Origin of the sequence: Ensifer adhaerens (genome assembly GCF_000697965.2) — a bacterium.
In the GTDB taxonomy this organism is placed as follows: domain Bacteria; phylum Pseudomonadota; class Alphaproteobacteria; order Rhizobiales; family Rhizobiaceae; genus Ensifer; species Ensifer adhaerens.
The window spans coordinates 457,983-477,310 of the sequence record NZ_CP015882.1; the positions used below are offsets into that span (position 1 = coordinate 457,983).

At 60.9% G+C, this 19,328-nt stretch carries 18 protein-coding genes; 8 read left to right on the forward strand and 10 right to left on the reverse strand.

The window, feature by feature from the left end; translation table 11 throughout:
- Positions 1 to 38: 38 nt before the first annotated feature.
- The 9 genes from FA04_RS29765 to FA04_RS29810 form a co-directional block, all read right to left on the reverse strand.
- Positions 39 to 770: an SDR family NAD(P)-dependent oxidoreductase gene (locus FA04_RS29765; RefSeq protein WP_034791779.1), complete on the reverse strand. Its 732-nt coding sequence runs from the start codon at positions 768 to 770 to the stop codon at positions 39 to 41.
- Between the two features lie 71 nt (positions 771 to 841).
- Positions 842 to 1,423 carry a TetR/AcrR family transcriptional regulator gene (locus tag FA04_RS29770; RefSeq protein ID WP_034791781.1) on the reverse strand — a complete coding sequence of 194 codons (582 nt, stop codon included), beginning with the start codon at positions 1,421 to 1,423 and terminating at the stop codon, positions 842 to 844.
- 448 nt (positions 1,424 to 1,871) lie between these two features.
- Positions 1,872 to 2,507, reverse strand: coding sequence for a response regulator transcription factor (locus FA04_RS29775; protein WP_034791784.1), 636 nt, complete (start codon positions 2,505 to 2,507; stop codon positions 1,872 to 1,874).
- Positions 2,508 to 2,647: 140 nt separating this feature from the next.
- Positions 2,648 to 3,121: a RidA family protein gene (locus FA04_RS29780; protein ID WP_034791786.1), complete on the reverse strand. Its 474-nt coding sequence runs from the start codon at positions 3,119 to 3,121 to the stop codon at positions 2,648 to 2,650.
- 275 nt (positions 3,122 to 3,396) lie between these two features.
- Entirely contained in the window at positions 3,397 to 4,248 is an 852-nt protein-coding gene (locus tag FA04_RS29785) for an alpha/beta fold hydrolase (protein ID WP_034791903.1), read from the reverse strand.
- A 268-nt stretch (positions 4,249 to 4,516) separates the two neighbouring features.
- Positions 4,517 to 5,605 (reverse strand): adenylate/guanylate cyclase domain-containing protein, encoded by a 1,089-nt coding sequence (locus FA04_RS29790; RefSeq protein ID WP_234798874.1) that lies wholly within the window; start codon positions 5,603 to 5,605, stop codon positions 4,517 to 4,519.
- 215 nt (positions 5,606 to 5,820) lie between these two features.
- Positions 5,821 to 6,099: a GNAT family N-acetyltransferase gene (locus FA04_RS29795; RefSeq protein ID WP_034791799.1), complete on the reverse strand. Its 279-nt coding sequence runs from the start codon at positions 6,097 to 6,099 to the stop codon at positions 5,821 to 5,823.
- Positions 6,100 to 6,285: 186 nt separating this feature from the next.
- Positions 6,286 to 7,215, reverse strand: coding sequence for an MBL fold metallo-hydrolase (locus FA04_RS29800; RefSeq protein ID WP_051659230.1), 930 nt, complete (start codon positions 7,213 to 7,215; stop codon positions 6,286 to 6,288).
- A gap of 629 nt (positions 7,216 to 7,844) precedes the next feature.
- A complete protein-coding gene (locus FA04_RS29810; protein WP_034791800.1) occupies positions 7,845 to 9,440 on the reverse strand; it encodes a winged helix-turn-helix domain-containing tetratricopeptide repeat protein in 1,596 nt (531 codons plus the stop codon).
- Between the two features lie 228 nt (positions 9,441 to 9,668).
- On the opposite strand from FA04_RS29810, the gene FA04_RS29815 reads away from it, so the two are divergent.
- From FA04_RS29815 to FA04_RS29855, 8 genes are all read left to right on the forward strand, one after another.
- On the forward strand, positions 9,669 to 10,421 hold the full coding sequence (locus FA04_RS29815) for an SDR family oxidoreductase (RefSeq protein ID WP_034791802.1): 753 nt from the start codon (positions 9,669 to 9,671) through the stop codon (positions 10,419 to 10,421).
- 94 nt (positions 10,422 to 10,515) lie between these two features.
- Positions 10,516 to 11,610 carry an HlyD family secretion protein gene (locus tag FA04_RS29820; protein WP_034791804.1) on the forward strand — a complete coding sequence of 365 codons (1,095 nt, stop codon included), beginning with the start codon at positions 10,516 to 10,518 and terminating at the stop codon, positions 11,608 to 11,610.
- Positions 11,607 to 13,202, forward strand: coding sequence for an MFS transporter (locus FA04_RS29825; RefSeq protein WP_034791806.1), 1,596 nt, complete (start codon positions 11,607 to 11,609; stop codon positions 13,200 to 13,202). Before FA04_RS29820 ends, FA04_RS29825 begins: the two co-directional genes overlap by 4 nt.
- 115 nt (positions 13,203 to 13,317) lie before the next feature.
- Positions 13,318 to 14,265 carry an MBL fold metallo-hydrolase gene (locus tag FA04_RS29830; RefSeq protein WP_034791808.1) on the forward strand — a complete coding sequence of 316 codons (948 nt, stop codon included), beginning with the start codon at positions 13,318 to 13,320 and terminating at the stop codon, positions 14,263 to 14,265.
- 290 nt (positions 14,266 to 14,555) lie between these two features.
- Positions 14,556 to 16,043 (forward strand): mechanosensitive ion channel family protein, encoded by a 1,488-nt coding sequence (locus tag FA04_RS29840; RefSeq protein ID WP_034791812.1) that lies wholly within the window; start codon positions 14,556 to 14,558, stop codon positions 16,041 to 16,043.
- A gap of 145 nt (positions 16,044 to 16,188) precedes the next feature.
- Positions 16,189 to 16,599, forward strand: coding sequence for a cupin domain-containing protein (locus FA04_RS29845; RefSeq protein WP_034791814.1), 411 nt, complete (start codon positions 16,189 to 16,191; stop codon positions 16,597 to 16,599).
- 58 nt (positions 16,600 to 16,657) lie between these two features.
- Positions 16,658 to 17,416, forward strand: a complete 759-nt coding sequence (locus FA04_RS29850) for an SDR family oxidoreductase (RefSeq protein ID WP_034791816.1) — start codon at positions 16,658 to 16,660, stop codon at positions 17,414 to 17,416.
- Positions 17,417 to 17,755: 339 nt separating this feature from the next.
- Positions 17,756 to 18,949: an MFS transporter gene (locus FA04_RS29855; RefSeq protein WP_051659231.1), complete on the forward strand. Its 1,194-nt coding sequence runs from the start codon at positions 17,756 to 17,758 to the stop codon at positions 18,947 to 18,949.
- Between the two features lie 10 nt (positions 18,950 to 18,959).
- Here FA04_RS29855 and FA04_RS36135 read toward each other — a convergent pair whose 3' ends face one another.
- Positions 18,960 to 19,085 carry an ATP-binding protein gene (locus FA04_RS36135; RefSeq protein WP_335669433.1) on the reverse strand — a complete coding sequence of 42 codons (126 nt, stop codon included), beginning with the start codon at positions 19,083 to 19,085 and terminating at the stop codon, positions 18,960 to 18,962.
- Between the last annotated feature and the right edge of the window lie 243 nt (positions 19,086 to 19,328).

The window sequence follows — 19,328 nt, forward strand, 5'->3', positions numbered from 1 at the left end:
CAGTGTCGGGGTCCCGCACAGGGATGCGTCGCGCCGACCTAGAGCGTCAGTCCACCGTCGATCGTCAGGCTTGATCCGGTCATGTAGGATGAAGCTTGGCTGGCGAGATATGACACCACGCCTGCTATCTCTTCTGGAGCGGCGACGCGCTTTAACGGGCTCCGGGCCGACAGCATTTCGATAGCGCCGGCATTCATGTCGGTTTCTGTTGGGCCTGGCTGGATGTTGTTAACCGTGATTCGCCGAGGCGCAAGATCGAGCGCAAGGCCTTTGACCATGGCCGCGACGGCGGCCTTGGTGAGCTGGTAGACACTCGCTCCAGGCGAGCCAGTGCTGATGGCCACATTGGAGCCGATCGTGATGACGCGGCCGCCATCCTTAAGATATGGCACGGCGGCCTGTATCGACAGATAGACACCCCGAACGTTGATGTTGAGCATCATGTCCAGTTCTTCCAGGCTTACAGATTCAACGGTGTTGATACGCAATATGCCTGCATTGACCACCACAGCATCAATTGGTCCAAGGAGGTCCACAGTCTTTGCCACGGCCGCGCGAATAGCCTCGGGGTCACCGCTGTCGGCTTGGATGGCGATAGCTCGACCGCCGATGGACCCAATGTTCGCGACCAGTGCATTGGCACTGTCCGGACGCGACACGTAGGTGAAGGCCGTGTCGAAGCCGTCCTTCACCAGTTGTTCGACGGCTGCCCCGCCGATACCACGTGAACCACCGAAGACGAGTGCGGTTTTACGCTGATTGATCGTCATGCCATTCTCCTTTATTGACTGATTAGTCCATTATTGGGCAAAAGAAAGCCTCTTCGTTTGAAGAGGCAAACTTACGGTTTCAGTCTGTGGATCGCGAAGCGCCCCATCGACCTGAGGTCTGAAGCCGCAGCACCGCTGCGTGCTGCCACTTGAAGTCCCGCCATCACCATCTGAACGAATGCCGACGCCTCTACCGGGTCAAGCCCGGGATCGACCTCTCCCAACCGTTGGCCTTCCTCGATCCGTTCGACGATACGTCGACCAAGCAGGGCGCTCGCCTTCTCTCGGCGCAAATTCAGTTCTTCATCCGTAATGCCGAACTCGCCAACGGAACCGACGCCCATACAACCAAGGGCGCGCTCGCAATCGTCATCAGACACCAGGCCAGTGAGCAGGTCCTCGATGCCTTTCAGTGGCGAGGTCGGCTCGCCGAGCCTCTTGAGGTGGCCCGAGTTGGTTCGCCGCTGATATGTGTCGAGCGCCTCGATATATAGGGTATGCTTGTCGCCGAATGCGCCGTATAGACTTTGCCTGCCGATGCCCATCGCCTCGCGCAAATCGTCGGTTGACGTCGCTGCAAATCCCTTCGCCCAGAACAGCCGTAAGGCCTTGTCTAAAGCCGTGTCGCGGTCAAACTCTCTTGGTCTTGCCATGGGAAAGGGTAGTAGCTGTTATTGACTGATCTGTCAATAACCTTGTCTAAAAGCCGGATGACCGCTCCTGGCGCAAAGCTGACAACGCCTCATCGTTTTCGGTTGGTGGTATTTGCTACATAATTCCGCAGGTGACGACCCTTGCCAGGGAAAGGGAGGCCGCCTGCCCATGGGCAAACGGCCCCTAGGTGTGCCGGCCTTTGGCAGTCGTGCCGCGGGGAGGGGGCTGCGACACTTAGATCATCACCTCCTAAAGAAGGTGCCGGCGAAGGATGATGATGAAAGCTTACGGTCTTTCACGCATCCGCATCACTATACATTCGTTTAGCGGGCCGTTCGCGGCGCGAAGCCGGTTGTCGTTCAGGACAGGCGATGCATCCATCCTAACCAGGGCGGCCGGAAAAGAGGCGTGGTCGATCATTTCCGTCTTTTAGCTCCCGCCAAGACCTCACTGCAGCAGTTCCGACTTCCTTACGAGGTCGCTGAAGGTCCGGGCCTGCATCTTCTTCATAGCGCTTGCGCGATGAAGCTTGACCATGATTTCGCTGATTCCCAGTTCGTATGCCGCCTGTTTGTTCATGAGACCTTCGGTGACGAGCTTCATGACCTGCCTCTCACGTGGGGTGAGACTGGCCGCGCACTGGCGGGCATGCTTTCTCCTTAGAGCCATATCCCGCTGCTTTTTTCCTTCCTCCATGGCTGCGGCGACCGCACAAAGTAGGTCGTCCACCTCGAAGGGTTTCAACAGGAAATCGACGGCTCCCGCCTTCATGGCGGTGACGCTCGTCGGGACGTCTCCATCGCCGGTCATGAAAACGATTGGAAGTTCGAAGCCTGCATCCGACAGTTTCCTTTGATACTCGATACCGCTCATGCCTGGCAGTTTCACATCGAGCAACAGGCACCCTACGGCCTCTGGATCGCCCCTTTCGTCGAAATCCGCAGTGTCGACGAACGCTTCGGCCGGTATTCCGGAAGAACCAAAGAGTTCAAGCAGCGCCGAGCGAATTCTCTCATCGTCGTCGATGATGTGGACCACGTTGACGTCGGTGGCGGTTTCGATGGGGTTTGAACGTTCGGGCATCGCTTAGCTCCCTTGATCGTCAAGAACCAACATCCGCCCATTTTATCCGACGTGGTTTTGCTGGCTATAAAACGAAGGTTTGCCCTCCCGCGGGTTCGAAGACCGTTCCGTATGTTCCGTCAGCACTCGATGGTTTGCAGTCAGACGCTACAAAGCGAAACACACGGTGCGATCGCCCGAAAGGTGACCTCGATCAGCTGTTCGGGAAATGCCAGGCGGGAAACACCAATCAGGTTGCTCGCACACTCCGGAATCTCCGCTCCATACATTTCCTTGCGGACCCTGCCAGCGGCCGCAAACGCGGCGTCCACATCGAGTACGTAGAGTGTCTCTTCGACCACGTCGTCGAGTGAAGCGCCGAATTCGGCAAGGACAGTGACGGCATTGGCGTAGGTCTGCCGCATCTGCTCTTCCATGCTCGAAAAATCGACTGGTCTTCCGGCTGGGTCCAGCCTTGCCGGGGCCACGAGGTTGCCGGCCCTGTCGTGGCTTAGCTGTCCGGAGACATAGATGATGCCTTTAACCTGCACGGCCTGGGAATAGCCGTAGGCTTTTTCCCATGGCACACCGAAGTTTGCGGTCCGTTTGATCGGGGAACACATGAAATCCTCCATTCCTTCCGGGCGGGCGGTGGCCTCAACCGCTCGAAGCTCATTTCCGTTTCAAAGTCCGGTCGGTTAGACCTCTCATGACGTCGCTCTACCCATACGGCCGGGCCGGCCTTGCCGAAAGTAACTGAAGTTTGGCTATCCAAATGCACTTGGCATCGAGGAGCAGTTCGCCGGAAAAAATGCTCCCGGCGGCCGGCGGCGGATTTGCGGGCACTTCTGAGTGTGACGAACCCCCACCGTCTAGTGGAAAAAGGGCGCCTGAGGCGCCCTTTGACACGCTACTTGGTGATGAAGCTGAGGATGTCCTGGTTGATGACGTCCGCGTGTGTGGTCGCCATGCCGTGAGGGAAGCCCTTGTAAATCTTGAGGGTGGAGTTCTTCAGGAGCTGAGCTGAACGGGGGGCGGAAATCGCGAGCGGAACAACCTGGTCGTCATCGCCATGCAGCACCAGCGCCGGCACATCGATCATCTTCAGGTCTTCGGTAAAGTCGGTCTCCGAGAAGGCCTTGACGCCAAGGTAATGGGCGTTGGCGGCTCCCATCATCCCCTGTCGCCACCAATTGTGGCTGACCGCTGCGGACGGCGTGGCGCCTGGCCGGTTGAAGCCGTAAAAAGGGCCGTTTGCGATGTCGTGATAGAGCTGCGCCCTGTTGGCCGCAAGGGCCTCGCGATAGCCGTCGAGCGCCTCGATCGGAAGCCCCTCGGGATTGTTCGGCGTCTTCAGCATAAGCGGTGGCACGGCGCCGATCAGGACGAGCTTGGCCACACGCCCCTTGCCGTGACGGGCGACGTACCGGGTCGCTTCGCCTCCGCCCGTCGAATGCCCGATATGGATCGCGTTGCGCAGATCCAATTGCCGCACGAGAGAGGCCACGTCGGAGGCGTAGTGATCCATGTCATGGCCACCGCTCACCTGCTCCGATCGCCCGTGGCCACGACGGTCATGGGCAATGACGCGATAGCCTTTTGCGAGGAAGAAGAGCATCTGGTTATCCCAGTCATCTCCGCTCAATGGCCAGCCGTGATGAAACACGATCGGCTGCGCGTCGCGCGGACCCCAATCCTTGTAAAAAATCCTGGTCGAGTCTTCTGTCGTTACGTATCCGTGACCGGGTTGTTCGGCTGTCATGGCCATTCCTTTCTGTGCTGGTCGTGCCGCATCAAATGGTGGTTTCGGGCCGCGATCCTCAGCTCTCGAAGCGCGGTCCTGCGGTGGGCGCCGTCGTTAACGGAGGACCGTTTCGACGCCCTGCGGGACCCTGTTTCTCCGGGAGTAACGGCCGGCATGCGACGTGAAGACGCTAGCAGCTGGCGCATGGCGGGAAAGGTATACCTTGGTTTCGGCGACCATTCGCGGCCGTTCAAGGGCCTGAACGTCAACGCGATGTCTCGGGACTTTAAAGTCGCAGGGCATGGACCTCAACGGCAGTTGCTATGCCCTCGAGCACGTGTCGCCCGAGGTGTTCGGTCTGCTCGTGGCAGGCTGCCGCGTCCACGAATTCTCCCGAAAGAAGGACGGGACGGCGCAGGCGTTTGGTCAGCGCCTCGAGCTTGAAGGCCCTGTTGACGGCTGACCCGATCACGGTGAAGTCGAGACGGTGTCTTGAACCGATGTTGCCATAATTGACCTTGCCGAGGTGGACGCCCATGCCGAAGCGTATTCGGTCGTCCTGCGGCCAAAGCCGGGATGCCGCCTGATACCCCTCCTGGACCGCCGCGATGAGGTGCATGCAGGCCTGCGGCCGGTCCATGGGAAAAACGGCAAGCAGACCGTCTCCGATGAACTTCAGGATTTCTCCGCCATGCTGTTCGATCGGCTCTCCGACAGCGTCGAAGAAGCCGTTCAAGATTTCGATCAGCTCGTCACGCGGCAATCGGTCGGAGAGATGGGTGAAGTCCCTCAGATCACAGACGAGAATTGCTGCATTGATCGTGGCGCCCGTCCCTCGTCTGGTTGCGCCACGCAACACTTCTGCAGAGGCATGTGAACCGACATAGGTGTCCAGTAACGTGCGAGCCAGCTGGCTCTTGACGCGGATTTCGGTGACGAGGGACAGCCAGGGCAAAAGCGCGTCGAACAGTTCCAGTTCCTCTGCGCAAAAGCCACCATGCCGGTCCGTCGCAAAGGTGAGGAGGTGGCGGCGGCCCTGCGTATGATCGAGAGGCCACGCGGCGTAGTCCGTGTGGCCGGCGTGCTTCAGTTCTTCGTAGACCGCAAAATGATGTGGACCGACGATCTGCAAATTCTGCCGAACCCGCAGCCCGCTGACGATCGCCAGTTGAAAGGGGCTGCGAAGGAAGGCGACGGTTGCCTCGACGTCATAAGCGATGGTCTGGATGTTGGCGGTCGATTGTCCGCGCACCCAGGTCATGCGCGTACCCAGCCATTGCGGATGGTGCACGCGCAGATGAAGCGTTGCTCTGCTCAGCGCGACGCCGCAGCGCACGAGCCGACCGCAGAGCTCGACAAAAACCTTCTCTGCCAAGGGCTCGTCGCGGATCCCGGTCGCGAGCCAGTGCAAAATCTGATCGCGCGCTTCAGTTTTCAGCTCTAGTCCCATGGCCTTCAACATACGCTCTGATGTGACCGCGAGAGAGGCATACGAGCGTTCCAGGAGGGGCAGGCTCGGTGAGAGTGCGAACCCCGAGATGTTTTGCCCAATACGCCGGTGTTTGCGGTCCGGCCTGATCTGCTTGGCGATCAGCAGATCAGGTCACTGTATTCCGGATGATGAACGGCATAGTTGGCCATGAACACGCATCGGGGCGCGACCTTCTGTTGCCGCTCGCGCAAGATGGCAAAGACGCCGTTCGCCCGCTTCGTGGCAAATCCTGCTCTGGAGAATTCGAACGGCACCTCCGTGTGGATCAGCACCAGCACGTCTGCCTCCATGCGATAGTAGGCGGCTGCAATCGCATCCGCGTCGATGGAGAGTTCGAAGCGGCAATTTTCGGGATTATCGAGTACGCTATGCGGCAAGTTTGATCTCCTTGCTGCTATTGCAGCCATCGACGCGAAGGCCCGTTCAGGGGGGACCGTGGTCTTGTGCCGACCTTGCAATCCAACCAACGGCCGATTGATGCCTCACGGCGCGCCGTGAGCAGCAATCGACCGGTTGTTCGAATTAGAGCAGTCGTCCGGTTCGTTCCCAACGGAAGCCTTCCGTCAGTAGTCCCACCAGGCCGGAACCCAGCGGTAAAGGTCGCCGGCGGTCGCTACACGGCCGACCGATGGGAACGGCATGTGTGTGGAAACCAGCCAGGAACCGGTCTCTGCAAGTTCTTTCATGAGCCGCAGTCGAACGCGGGTCGCTTCGTCGGGATCGTGTTCGAAGCCGTTGTGCCACTCGGGGTGGTCGAAGGAGACGGGGAACAGGGCGTCGCCGCCGAACATCAGCCGCTCGTCGCCGGACGAAATGCGCACCACGCTGTGCCCGGGGGTGTGACCACCGGTACGGGTGACCACCACTCCCGGCGCCACTTGCGCCTGCTGGTCAAAAGTCCGCAGATGGCTGCGATACGCATTCAGAAACTCAAGGGACGCTTTGCGCGCGAGATCCGCGAGCGCCGGTGGCATGGCGGTAAGCGAGAAGTCGGGCGCCTGCCAGAACTTGGTCTCGGCGGCGCACACATGGACGCGAAGATCCGGGCGCATCCGTTCCTTGACGCCTTCGACGAGGAGCCCGCCGACATGATCAAAGTGCATGTGCGTCAGCACCACGTCGGTCACGGCCGCGAGATCAACGCCGGCGGCCTCCAATCGATGGACAAACTGTCCGGCCCGCGGGAAATCGGGATACTCCTCGCCCAGACCGCTGTCGATGAGGATCGTCTGGTCGCCGCTGCGTACGACAACGGCGTTCAGCGCCCAATCGAAGGCAACCTTTGAAAGAAACCTCTCGTCCAGCCAGGCGCCTCGCACCTCGGGGTCGGCATTGGTGGCCATCGACTCGGCCGGCGGGGTCAAGATGCCATCGCTAATGATCAAGACGTCGATGTCCCCAACCCGTACCGCATAGCGTGAAGGAACCAGCTCATCCGGTGCGGGTCTTTCCTGCAGGATAATCTTTCGGGAACTCGTTTGAGCATTCGACATGATGTGCTCCTGTCGTCGTGGTTGAAATATGTGGGTCAAGGTTACGTCGCGAAGTCTAGGTTCGAGTTTCTGGGCGGTCGAGCTACACCTGAGTATGGGCCGCTGCCCGCACCCGGGCCCGTGAAGCGAGTCCATGCGCCTCAATCAGCGCGCCACGCGCGCGCTTTGCCCCGGTCAGCGGTGGGTGGAGTGGGTCTCCCCAAACCTGCGTATAGTTTCAGCGGTCCAGTCAATTGCCTAGGCTAGGTCCGGTATGCGCAGGCGGCCGTTGCTCGGCCCGAGACATCGCGAACGCGATGATTGGCGCACCCGCAGGCGGATTGCACTCCATGACAGCCAAAGAGGTTAAATTGATCGCCCTGTCCGGTGCGCAGCCACTGCTGGACGTATCGGAATACTGCCGGCGCGCGGGCATCTGCGAAGCCGAAGAGCGGAGACTGCTTTTGCTCCTTGGGCGACAGGCGTCCTGCCACGAACTCCAGATGAATATCGTAGAGCGGCGAATGCGTGCACGCTAGCGACCCGTCACAGTTGCCGTGCCGAACCCACGCCCCAGAGCCTGTGGTGGTCCAGGCGCTGGACAATTGCACGGCGCGCGCTCGTCCATTGCGCGCCGCGAGCGGCCATGGTCACTCCGGCAAGCCTGCAAGCCGCAATCCCTCGGCAAACCGCTTGAAATCGTCTGGTCGATGGATCGGCAGCCAATCGCGGAGATTGGATATGCACAAGGCCGGATCAAGCTGCCGCAGGCGCTCCATGTACCGCCTTGCCTCGTCGGGACGACCGGCAAGCGCATGGCTGGCTGCGGCAAGTGCGACCGCGGCCAGCAGGCTCGGCAGGTTCGCAAGTGCCTTCTCGGCCCAGACCACCGCATCGTCGTAATTTCCGGAAAAGAAATGGGCGATCGCCGTTCCCGTCTGCATTCGGAACATCTCCGGATCGAGTGGGCTCAGGCGAACGGCATGGGTCAGATCCTTGATCGCGCTCTCCGTCTCTCCCCGAAAGACGCGCAGCACACCGCCCAAAAACCACGCGAGTGCGAAATTCGGATTGAGCAGCCGGGCCCTGTCGATCAAAGCGATGCCGGCGTCGAGATCGTCGGCGAGATGGCCGAGCGCATGCCCGCCTCTCGTGAGCGCCACGGCGTCGTCCCGGCCAAGCTCGACCGCGAGCCGCGCCAGTCGTGTGCCTTCCGCGATCTCTGCCGTGCGGTCGACCATCCAGCCGTTGAGCTTGCGCCAGAAGAAGCACCAGGCGGCGCCGCCATAGGCTGCGGCGAATTCATCGTCGAGCGCAATCGACTTGTAAAAGAGAGGTAGTGCCGCCTCGAGCGCCTCTCGGGTGCCGCTGTGCAGTTTTGCCATGCCGCGAAGATAGTAGTCGTAGGCGTCGAGGCTTTCGGTCGGCTTGCGCTTGGCGCGTTCGATCTCGATCCGTTCGAGTTGCGGCGCGATCGCGCCGACGACGCTTTCGGCTATCCCATCCTGCAGCTCGAAGATGTCGTCGAACGTGCCTTCGAAGCGCTCGGCCCAGAGATGCGCTCCGGTCGTCGCGTCGACGAGCTGGCCGGTGATGCGGACCTTGTTTCCCGATTTGCGCACGCTCCCTTCCAGTACGTAACGCACGCCAAGTTCGCGACCGACCTCGGCCGCCTCCACGGTCCGGTCCTTGTAGGTGAAGCTCGAATTGCGTGCGATGACGAACAGCCACCGAATGCGCGAGAGTGCGGTGATGATGTCCTCCACCACCCCGTCCGTAAAATACTCCTGCTCCGGATCGCCGCTGAGGTTCTGAAAAGGCAAGACGGTTATCGAGGGTTTTTCGGGCAAGGGGAGCGCCGGCGCCGGCACGCGTGCCTCTCCATTATTGTGATCGGCGACGCTCAAACCTCGCGCAGGGGCCTCGTTTCCAACGTCGACAAGGTTGACATCGCCGACGAAGCGGAAGCCTTTGCGGGGGATGGTGCGCACCAGATGCTGGTCTTCGCCGTTGTCGCCGATCGCCTTGCGAACTGCGTTTATGTGGCTGGTGATCGTCGATTCCGACACGATCCGACCGCCCCAGACGGCGAGCAGCAGATCATCCTTGCCGACGACTCTTTCTCGATTTTCGATGAGATGCACCAACAGGTCGAAGACCTGCGGACCGACGGCGACAACCTGCCCGCTGAGCGTCAATTCCCGGCGTTCCGGATCGAGCAGATAATCTGCGAACTTGAATTGCACCTTGAGGTCTCCTGGACGACTTCCCCGGCTGGCGATTGCCATCCGCGTATAACCAACACGTCATTGCGTCGTTAGAACATCCCGCCACGATCACACAATCGCTTGGACGGACAATCAAGCTATCCACAAGGGTAATTCAAGACAGGCCCAAGGACTTCCCTTGAGCATAGGGGCACTCTCAGCCCAGATCGACAGCAATGGTGCGGTCGAGAAAAGCAGAGTGAACCCATGAAGATCGTCGTCATCGGAGGCACCGGCCTTATCGGATCGAAACTTGTAAAGAGCCTGCGCGAGCGCGGACACGACGTGCTCGCGGCCGCACCAAATACTGGCGTCAACACGATCACGCGTGAAGGTCTGGCTGCGGCGATGGATCGGGCGGATGTCGTCGTCGATGTCGCCAACGCTCCGGCTTGGGACGACAAGGTTGTTCTCGAATTCTTCGAGACGTCGGGGCGCAACCTTTTGGCCGCAGAGGCCGCGGCCGGCGTTCGTCACCACGTCGCGCTGTCGATCGTCGGCAGCGAACGGTTGCCTGACAACGGCTATTTTCGGGCGAAGGTCGCGCAGGAAGACCTCATCAAGGCATCCGGTATTCCTTACACCATCCTGCGGGCCACACAGTTTTTCGAATTCGTCGGCGGTATTGCGCAGTCGGCGACCGTCGACGGCGAGGTTCGGCTTTCCCCTGCATTGTTCCAGCCCATCGCTTCCGACGACGTTGCCGCGGCGCTTGCCGATATCGCGCTCGCAGCGCCGGTCAACGGCACGATCGAAGTCGCCGGACCGGAAGCCATGCCGCTCGATGAGGTCGTCAGGCAATTTCTGCGGGCGACAAAGGATGGGCGAAAGGTCGTTCCCGACGTTCACGCCCGCTATTTCGGCGCGTTGCTCGATGACCGATCGCTGACCCCCGGCAATAACCCGCGGCTCGGCGCAATCCGCTTCGAGGATTGGGTCGGCACACAGGCCGGGGTCTGAAGTCGCAAGCATCAATATCCGCAAGGTGGCGGAGGCTCTGACATTCTCCCTGCCGTGGCGCCGCAGCCGACGAAAATCAACGGGAACCAAGACAATGGACACGATCGAGGACAGGATTGCCACCGCCACGGGAAGCGCCTCGAGCGGCGCCGCCGAAAAGCGATCCAGCAAACGAAAGAAGATTGGCATGCTCCTATGCCTTAGCGCTGCGGTGGCCATCGCCGGCGGCTGGGCGTGGGCCCGTCCAGGCGACCAAGTGTCGACGGACAACGCTTATGTTCGTGGGGACGTGACGTCATTGGCGCCGAAGATCGCCGGCTATGTCGTAGCCGTCGAGGTTCAGGACAATCAGAGTGTTCGGGCGGGCGATGTGCTTTTCCGGATCGATGACAGGGACTATCGGGCTCGTTTCGCGCAGGCTGCAGCCAATGTCGAAGCTGCCAAGGCCCGGCTCGTCAATGTCGATGCCGAGACAGAGCTTCAGCACGCCCTTATTCGCCAGGCCGAAGCCCAGAAGCTGTCGGCCGTCGCAGAGATGAATCTCGCCGCCAAGGCATATGAACGCCGGCGCGAACTGATCCGCAGCAATACCATCAGTCAGGCGCATGTCGACGAAAGTGATGCGGCGCGGTCGAAAACGCAGGCAGGCGTATCTGCGGCCTCAGCAACGATCGAAGCGCAGAAGCAACGCATTGCCGTCCTTGCGGCACAGCGTGAGGCCGCCGTCGCAGCCGTGGCCCAGGCCGAAGCTGCGCGCGACCTTTCCCAGATCGACCTTGAAAGCACGGTCGTGCGTGCCCCGGTTGGTGGGGTCATCGGCAACCGTCAGGTTCGTGTCGGCCGTTTCGTCGTCCCCGGCACTTCCCTGCTCGACATCGTTCCGGTCGACGACGTGTGGGTTGTCGCCAATTTCAAGGAAACGCAACTCGAGCACATCCAGCCGGGTCAGCGCGTGCGGATCAGGATCGACGGGTATCCGGGGCAAGTCCTTGAAGGCACGGTTAACAGCTTTGCGCCCGGGAGCGGTTCAGCCTTCAGCCTGCTGCCGTCGGACAATGCAACCGGCAACTTCGTTCGCGTCGTCCAGCGGGTGCCGGTCAAGATCCGATTTGCCCGCAGCCCCTTGACTGGACGTCTCGTGCCCGGACTGTCCGCAAGGGTCGACGTGGATCTCGGGAGAGGGTCATGACCACGCACCTGCCCGCCACGGTAAATCGCGAGGCGTCTGCATCAGGCATGTTGCTTGTCGCCGGCATCGTGCTCGCGGCGTTGACAGAGGCGATTGCCAGCACCGTTCTTTCGCTCGGCCGCGGCGACATCATCGGCGACATCTATGCCACGCCCGACGAATTCGCCTGGCTCGACGTCGGCTACACCGCCTTCAAGCTCATCGGCTTCATGGTCGCCGCTTCGATGCTGAACCGCATCCGGCCGCTCAGTCTCATCATCGGATCGACGCTCATCATGGGGATCGCATCCGGAATGGCGTGCGCGACGACGTCGCTCAATCTCCTGATTGCGCTGCGGGTCATTCAGGGGCTTGCCGGCGGCGTCCTTCTCGTTGCGGGGCAGACCACCATCTTCTTTGCCTTTCGGAGCGCCCTTCAGCCAATCCTTCAGGCGCTTTTTGCCATGGGCGCGGTGGTCGCACCCGCTACGCTCGCCCCCGCGTTTCAGGGGTGGCTGCTCGACAGCCAGTCCTGGACCTGGATCTTCTACTGCAATGTTGTTCTGTCTCTCGGCGCCGCCGGACTTCTCTTGATGGTCGATGATCCGGCGCCCGCCACGACGAGGCACCGTCCCCTTGACTGGGTTGGGCTGTCACTGGTTTCGGTCGCGCTTTTCTGCTTCAGCTATGTCTTCAGCCAGGGAAGCCGCTGGGACTGGTTCGAAGAGCCGCGCATCCTTTGGCTCTCGGTTGCAGGGATGGCTTCGCTGTTCCTGTTTCTCGGGCAGCAGGTGCTGCGCAAGGGCACCGGTCTCCTCGACTTTACCCTGTTCAGATCCGACGACTTCGCCTTCGCCTTCATCGTCAGTTTCGTCGCCGGCGCGGCACTTTTTGGCAGCGCGTTGCTGATCCCGTCCTTCGCCGTATCCGTTCTGGCCTTCACGCCGACCGATGCCGGCCTGCTGCTCCTGCCAAGCGGCGCTCTCTTCGTCGGGGCCCTCATCCTGGCTGCCTTCCTCATGCAGGTCCGTCGGCTTCCTCCATTCGCAACCGTTCCCTTCGGTATCCTGCTGATCATGCTGGCCATGTGGATGCTGTCCGGTTCGACGAGTGAAAGCGGTGCCGCCGACATGATGGCCGCGATCCTCTTTCGCGGCCTTGGCCTCGGTTTCCTGTTCCTGTCGATCACGCTGATTGCCTTTACCAATCTCGACAAACGAAACCTCGCCTCCGGGATCGGGCTGTTCAACACCGGTCGCCAGCTCGGCGGCCTTGTTGGCGTTGCCGGGCTTCAGACGCTTATCGACCACAACGTCGCTGCAAATGTCGCGGTCCTGGGCGCGAGCGTCAATGCGGGAGGTCAGGCCGTCATCGAACGACTGGCCGCAACGACCGCCATGCTGGCGGCGCGAGGCATGGAAGCCGTTCCCGCCAGCCGGGCCGCGATGGCGCTTCTCGGCCGGACCGTTGCCGGGCAGTCCATCGTGATCGCCTTCGACACGGCTTTTAATGCCGTGGCGCTGCTCTTCGTCATCGCTGCGCCCATGCTCGTGGCCATCAAGGTCGGATTGGCCCGGCGCGCCAAAGCACGCCAGACATTCGCCGACCGTTGACCGAACGGGCCGACCTAAACCGAGGTATAGCTCGACCCTCGATATCGCTCGAACCTAGAGTCCAGGCCGTGAACTGTGAAAAAGCATTCTTCGATCAGGCAAACAGGAGGGCGTCATGTCGCCGCTAGAAGCAAGATCTCTTACGAACACGACCTTGGAGCCTGCCCCGCCCGGCAGATCGGCTCCGGAAGAGCTGGTCCCATCGCGCTATGCCGTGCGGGTCGGTGACATTGAGGTGCTGGTGGTCAGTGATGGCGTGCTGCCATTGCCAACCACGATGTTGGGACATAATGCAGACGCCGCCGATCGGGCAGCCTGGCTCGACGGCATGTTCCTGCCAACCGATGCCTTCGACTGGTCGCTGAACGTGGTCGTGGTGCGAAGCGGCGCACAGACCATTCTCATCGACGCCGGGCTTGGCCTGGATCCGGACCTGAACCTGCCGCGAGCAGGCCAATTGATCAGGCGGCTGACGGCTGCAGGCATCGATCTTGGGTCCGTGACCGATGTGGTTCTCACGCACATGCACATGGACCATATCGGCGGATTGCTCGTTGATGGCGTGAAGGAGCAATTGCGTCCGGACTTGCGGATCCATGTCGCCGCCGCCGAGATCAAATTCTGGGAGGCGCCTGATTTCTCCCATGCGGTCATGCCGCAGGGCTTCCCGGATGCGTTGAGGGCAACTGCCAAGCGCTTTGCGAACGAGTACCGCAATCATCTTCGACCGTTTAAGGACGAGTGCGAGGTCGCGCCGGGCGTGGTTGCTGAGCGCACCGGCGGCCATACGCCCGGGCACTGCGTGGTCCGCGTGGCCTCGGGAGGCGACAGGCTGATGTTTGCCGGCGACGCCCTGTTCGCGGTCGCCTTCGACCACCCCGACTGGTACAACGGCTTTGAACACGACCCCGAGGAGGCGGCTCGCGTTCGGGTGCGTCTCATGAAGGAACTGGCCGAGACAGGATCGTCGCTGGTGGCCACGCACCTGCCTTTCCCGTCCGTTGGGCATGTGGCGATCGATGGCGATCGCTTCCGGTGGGTTCCGGTGTTCTGGGACTACTGACGTTTCCAACTAAGCGCCAGCCTCGCAGGAACCATCGGTCCGTCTTGCTCTCCGGCCCAGAGCAGAGAATGGCCGATGGTTTTGCGTTGCATGGCAACAAGGGCGTCAGGCTCGCGCTTGTCCTTGTCAGACGAAGTTGCCGCCCGCCGGCTGTAGCGGAGGGAGAGCTGTCGTCCAGCCGGCATCGTCAGCAGCAATCCTGTCTTTGTCCGTAGAACGGCGGCGCTTTCCTCCATACGCCTCTTCGCTACTCGGTTGAAGGGCGCGTAGGGCTCACCAGGGGAGTGGAAATGGACCAGAAAATGCAATTTTTCCGCGCCCTCGTTTGTGTTCTGGGCATTGCCGGAATTGTCGTCTGGCATCTGCAGGGCAGGGCGCGCCCCACGGCGCGGCTGATCGTGCAGATCGCCTTCTTCGCGTCGATGACGGCGGCGCTCGCCCACAGCGACCTCAATCCGTTTCGCTACGACCGGACCGATCTCGACGGTGCGCAGACACTGCTCGTGGCGGCAAAGACCCTCTGGTGGGTTCATCTGTCCTGGGCGGTGATCGGGTTCGTCCGGCTTTATCTTGTCCTCGATGGCCGACCGCGAGAAGCACGATTGATCCAGGATCTGGTCGTTGCCGTCGTCTACCTCGGCGTGCTGCTGTCGATCCTGGCATTCGTCTTCGGCGTGCCGATCGGGGGCTTGCTGGCGACTTCGGGCGTCATTGCGATCATTCTCGGTCTCGCATTGCAGAGCACGTTGGGTGATGTGTTCTCGGGCATAGCCCTGACCCTCGGGCGACCTTATGTCCTTGGTGACTGGATCTGCCTCAGTGACGGAACGGAAGGGCGGGTGGTCTCAAGCAACTGGCGTTCGACGCATCTACTGACCGCAGCGCACAATCTCGTGGTCCTGCCGAACAGTGTTCTGGCAAAGGTGGGGCTGACCAACATCAGCCAGCCGGACGAGAACCATCAGATCATTGTCTCGGTTCGCGTGGCTCCGACGCGCATGCCGCACATGATCGTCGACGTCATGCAAGCTGTTCTCGAAAGTTGCAATGCGATCGTGAAGCAGCCCGCTCCCATTGTCGGACTGGTGGGGATTGATGCCAGCGCGATCACCGTCGAACTCCAGTTTAGGGTCACCAGTCCGGCGCAGCGCGGCCCGGCGCGCAACGAAGTCATCGACCTCGTCTATCGGCATTGCAGGGCGAACGGCGTGCAACTTGCTTTGCCTGCCGGGAGCCTGCTCATAAAGAACCCTGGCAGGTCCGACCCGCAGCACGCCGTCGCACCGGCGCAGGACCTGATCGACGCGATCCCGATTTTCTCCAATCTCAGCCAGGAAGAACGCGATACGCTTGCGGCCGCGGCGACGCCGCGCAGCTTTGCCGCCGGCGCGGAGATTGTCAGAGAAGGGAGGTCGCTCGAAAGCCTGATGATGATCAAAAACGGCGTAGTGGCGATGAAGAGCGGCGGGGTGGAAATCGCGCGCCTGGCCCCCGGCGATTTTTTCGGCGAAGACGGCCTGCTGGCCGGAATGAAGGAGAAGCACGACCTCCATGCCGTCACCCGCCTTACCGTCTATGAAGTCGATCAGGCAGCGTTCGCGCCGCTTTTGTCGAAGCGTCCGGAAATTGCGGAGGATCTGGCAATTCACCTGGCGCAACGCGAGGCGATCGGAGCAAGTTCGGAATTGCCTGCAAACCAGCGCGAGCGACGCAAGCTGGACCTGCTTCATGCCATCCGATCCATTTTTCGAAGCCAGCGTGAAAGCGCGAAGAGCTGAAGCGGTTGCGCGGTGGTTCGGACGCGGCCACGACATCTGCCGGGACAAGATCGCCGCTGCGGCAAACCTACGTATATCTGTTTCTCCCCGGAGGCCGGCCATAGGATCCCACCCGTTGCCAACAACGTGAATGGAGGAGAAATCCATGCGAAGATTAGCGATTGGCTTGCTGTTTGCGACGCTGATCACCGGACCGGTAGCGGCCTCCGACGAGCCCTACAATGCCAAGGTCACAGTGGTGTTCGACCACGCGCTTCCGAATGTGCCGGGCAAGAGCATGCGCGGCGTTCTGGTCGAATACGGCCCCGGCGGGCACAACCCGTCCCACACCCACCCCAAGAGCGCTTTTATCTATGCGACGGTGATCGAAGGCAGCATCAAGAGCCAGATCAACGACGGTGCAGTGAAAGTCTACAAGACCGGCGAGAACTGGATCGAAGTCCCGGGTGATCACCACCGCGTGAGCGCGAACGCAAGCGACAGGGAGCCGGCAAAGATCTTGGCCGTTTTCGTACTCGATACCACCGAAACTGAGATGGTGTTGCCCGCAAAGTGAAGCCCTTCTTCATAATGGGATGCGGTGATCCATCGACGAGCCTGCAAGGAGCAGAACCATGAAAATCGTTATTATCGGCGGCACGGGCCGCATCGGCTCTAAGGTCGCAGAGCGCCTCAGAAGTAAGGGCCATGACGTTGTGCAATCGGCGCCGTCCACCGGCGTTGATACGCTGACGGGCGAAGGGTTGGCCGATGTGCTGGTCGGTGCCGAGGTGGTGCTCGACGTCAGCAACTCGCCATCCTTCGAACCGAGTGCCGTACTTTCGTTCTTCGAACGATCGACCTCGAACCTGCTCGCGGCGGAGCGTGCAGCCGGTGTCAGCCACCACGTCGCCCTCTCCATCGTCGGCATCGAACGGTCGCCCGATAACGGCTATTTCCGCGCAAAGGTCGCGCAGGAGAGCCTGATCAAAAAGGGCGGCGTCCCATACACCATTGTAAGGTCGACGCAGTTCCTGGAGTTCCTCGGCGGCATAGCCGACGAGGCAACGGTCGACAGGACTGTCCGTGTGTCATCCGGCGCGTTCCAGCCAATCGCTGCAGACGACGTCGCAGCTTTCGTTGCAGAAGCGACGATCGGCAAACCCGAGAACCAGACGATCGAAATCGCTGGCCCTGAAAAGAAGCCCATGAGCGATTTCATTTCCGAGTATCTGGCAGCCGTCGGCGATAGCCGCAAGGTTGTTGCCGACCCGGACGCCAAGTACTTCGGCACGCGCGTTGATGATCAGGCACTGGTTCCTCTTGGATCCGCCAAGCTGGGTAAGCTCGACTTCAGGACTTGGAATGCCAAACATCCTCAGGCCGCCGCTTGAGGTCTTTGCGGAGGGGGCGATGCGGCGACAAAACGCCCACCGTCCCCGACGCGCTTGTCTCTAGTGCGACCACGCACGATCGGATGTTCCGCCCATCGCAGGGCTGACGTCCTGTCGAGGATTTGTGCTTGAAGGGAAGAGATAAGCCAAGTTTACGGTCCACACCTTCATCGATCATGATAGAAATGGCAGCCGGCGACCGTTCCGAAGCTCGCAAATGACGGCTCGTGCAAACTTGATGTGCGACATACGGGACCGGCGTCGCCAAATCGCCGGCGCCCATGTTGTGAAATGCAAAGGTGATTTTCAACGAACAGGAATCGGTCGGGAAACCGGGCCATGGCCAATCCTTCAGCAGCCTCTGTCGCGTCTGGCGATCCGCTTTCACTTGTGATCGGCGCAACGGCCTGTCAGGTGATTGGTGGCCTCGTTCCGCAGATGTCGCCCTTCGTGGTCGCGGGGTTGATTGATGGACTTGCACTGTCGGAACGTGACGCCGGTATCGTAGCCTCGGTCGAATTGCTTGCCTTGGCCGTATCGGCGATCCTCATTGCGCCAGTGCTACCGCGGCTATCCTACCGACGTGCCGGGATGTCTGCGCTGGTATTGACCGTGGCGGCTCAAGCCGCCTCTATCGTATCAGATGGTTGGACGTCGCTGGTCTTGTTGCGCGGCGTTGCAGGCATCGGCGAGGGAGCGCTCTATGCCATGTCGCTCAGCCTTGTCGCGTCTCATTGCTGCAATCCGGTAAAAACTTTTGGTTTGTTCCAGCTCGTCTGGGCAATCGGCAGCGTGGTGCTGTTCGGCATAGGCGGCGAGGTGACCGCAGCCTATGGCCACAGAGGGATTTTTGCGCTGTTGGCGGGTTTGACGCTGGCCCTATCTCCGTTTCTTCTTCTCATACCGGATCTTCGAGCTCTGAAGCAGACCGCCACCCGGACGCCACCTTCTGTGCCTCTGCTTGGAAGCCTACTGTTTGCTGCCATTGTTCTTTACGTCGCGGTCTCCGCCGGTCTATTTGCCTTCAGCGGACCGATGGGCGAGCGCATCGGTCTGGACACGGCCGCGGTAGGGTACATTCTCACCTTGTCGACGGTCGTCGGGCTTGCCGGCGCCGGCGCGGCCACGGCACTGAATGTTCGCTGGGGCAGGGCGGTCCCGATCTCCGCATTCTGCCTTGGCTACGTCGTGGTGGCACTCGTCCTTTGCCTCTGGACGAACCCGGTGGCCTACAGTGTCGCCGTCATCCTGTCTGCGGTCCTTTACTACTTTTCACTTCCGTATCTGTTTGGCCTGGCCGCAGCACTGGACCAGAGCGGGCGCTGGGCGGCAGCAGCGGGGTCGGCTTACCTGCTCGGATTTGCTGCCGGGCCAGTCTTTACCGGCGCAGTGATAGCAGCTTCGGGATACGCAAGCCTTGCAACCGTATGCGTCACCATGACCATCGTCGCCTGGGCCCTTGCCGTTTCCATCGTCGCACGCGCTTTTTACGGAGACCGCTTGGCCGACCGGCTCCGAAATTCGGCGACTTAGGCGGACACCCCTAGTCGGTCGAGGCGACAGGCAAAGTGAATGCCACCGTTGCGCCTAACGCCTCGTTGTTGGCGACCCACAGGCGGCCGCCGTGGGCTTCAACGATCGATCGGCAGATCGGCAAACCCATTCCCATGCCGTTGCTTTTCGTCGTAAAAAAAGCGGTTCGAACACGCGCTCTGGATCCTTGAAACCGCTTCCGGTGTCCTCAACCGAGATCCTGACGGTGTCGGGGTGATCGTGGCTGGACATGATCTTCAGCGAACGCAGTGGGTTCGTCGTGTCCATGGCCTGCATGCCGTTGCGGATCAAGTTTACCAGGACCTGCTGGACCTGGACCCTATCGAGCGAAACTCTGGGAAGATGCAGGTCCAGGGCC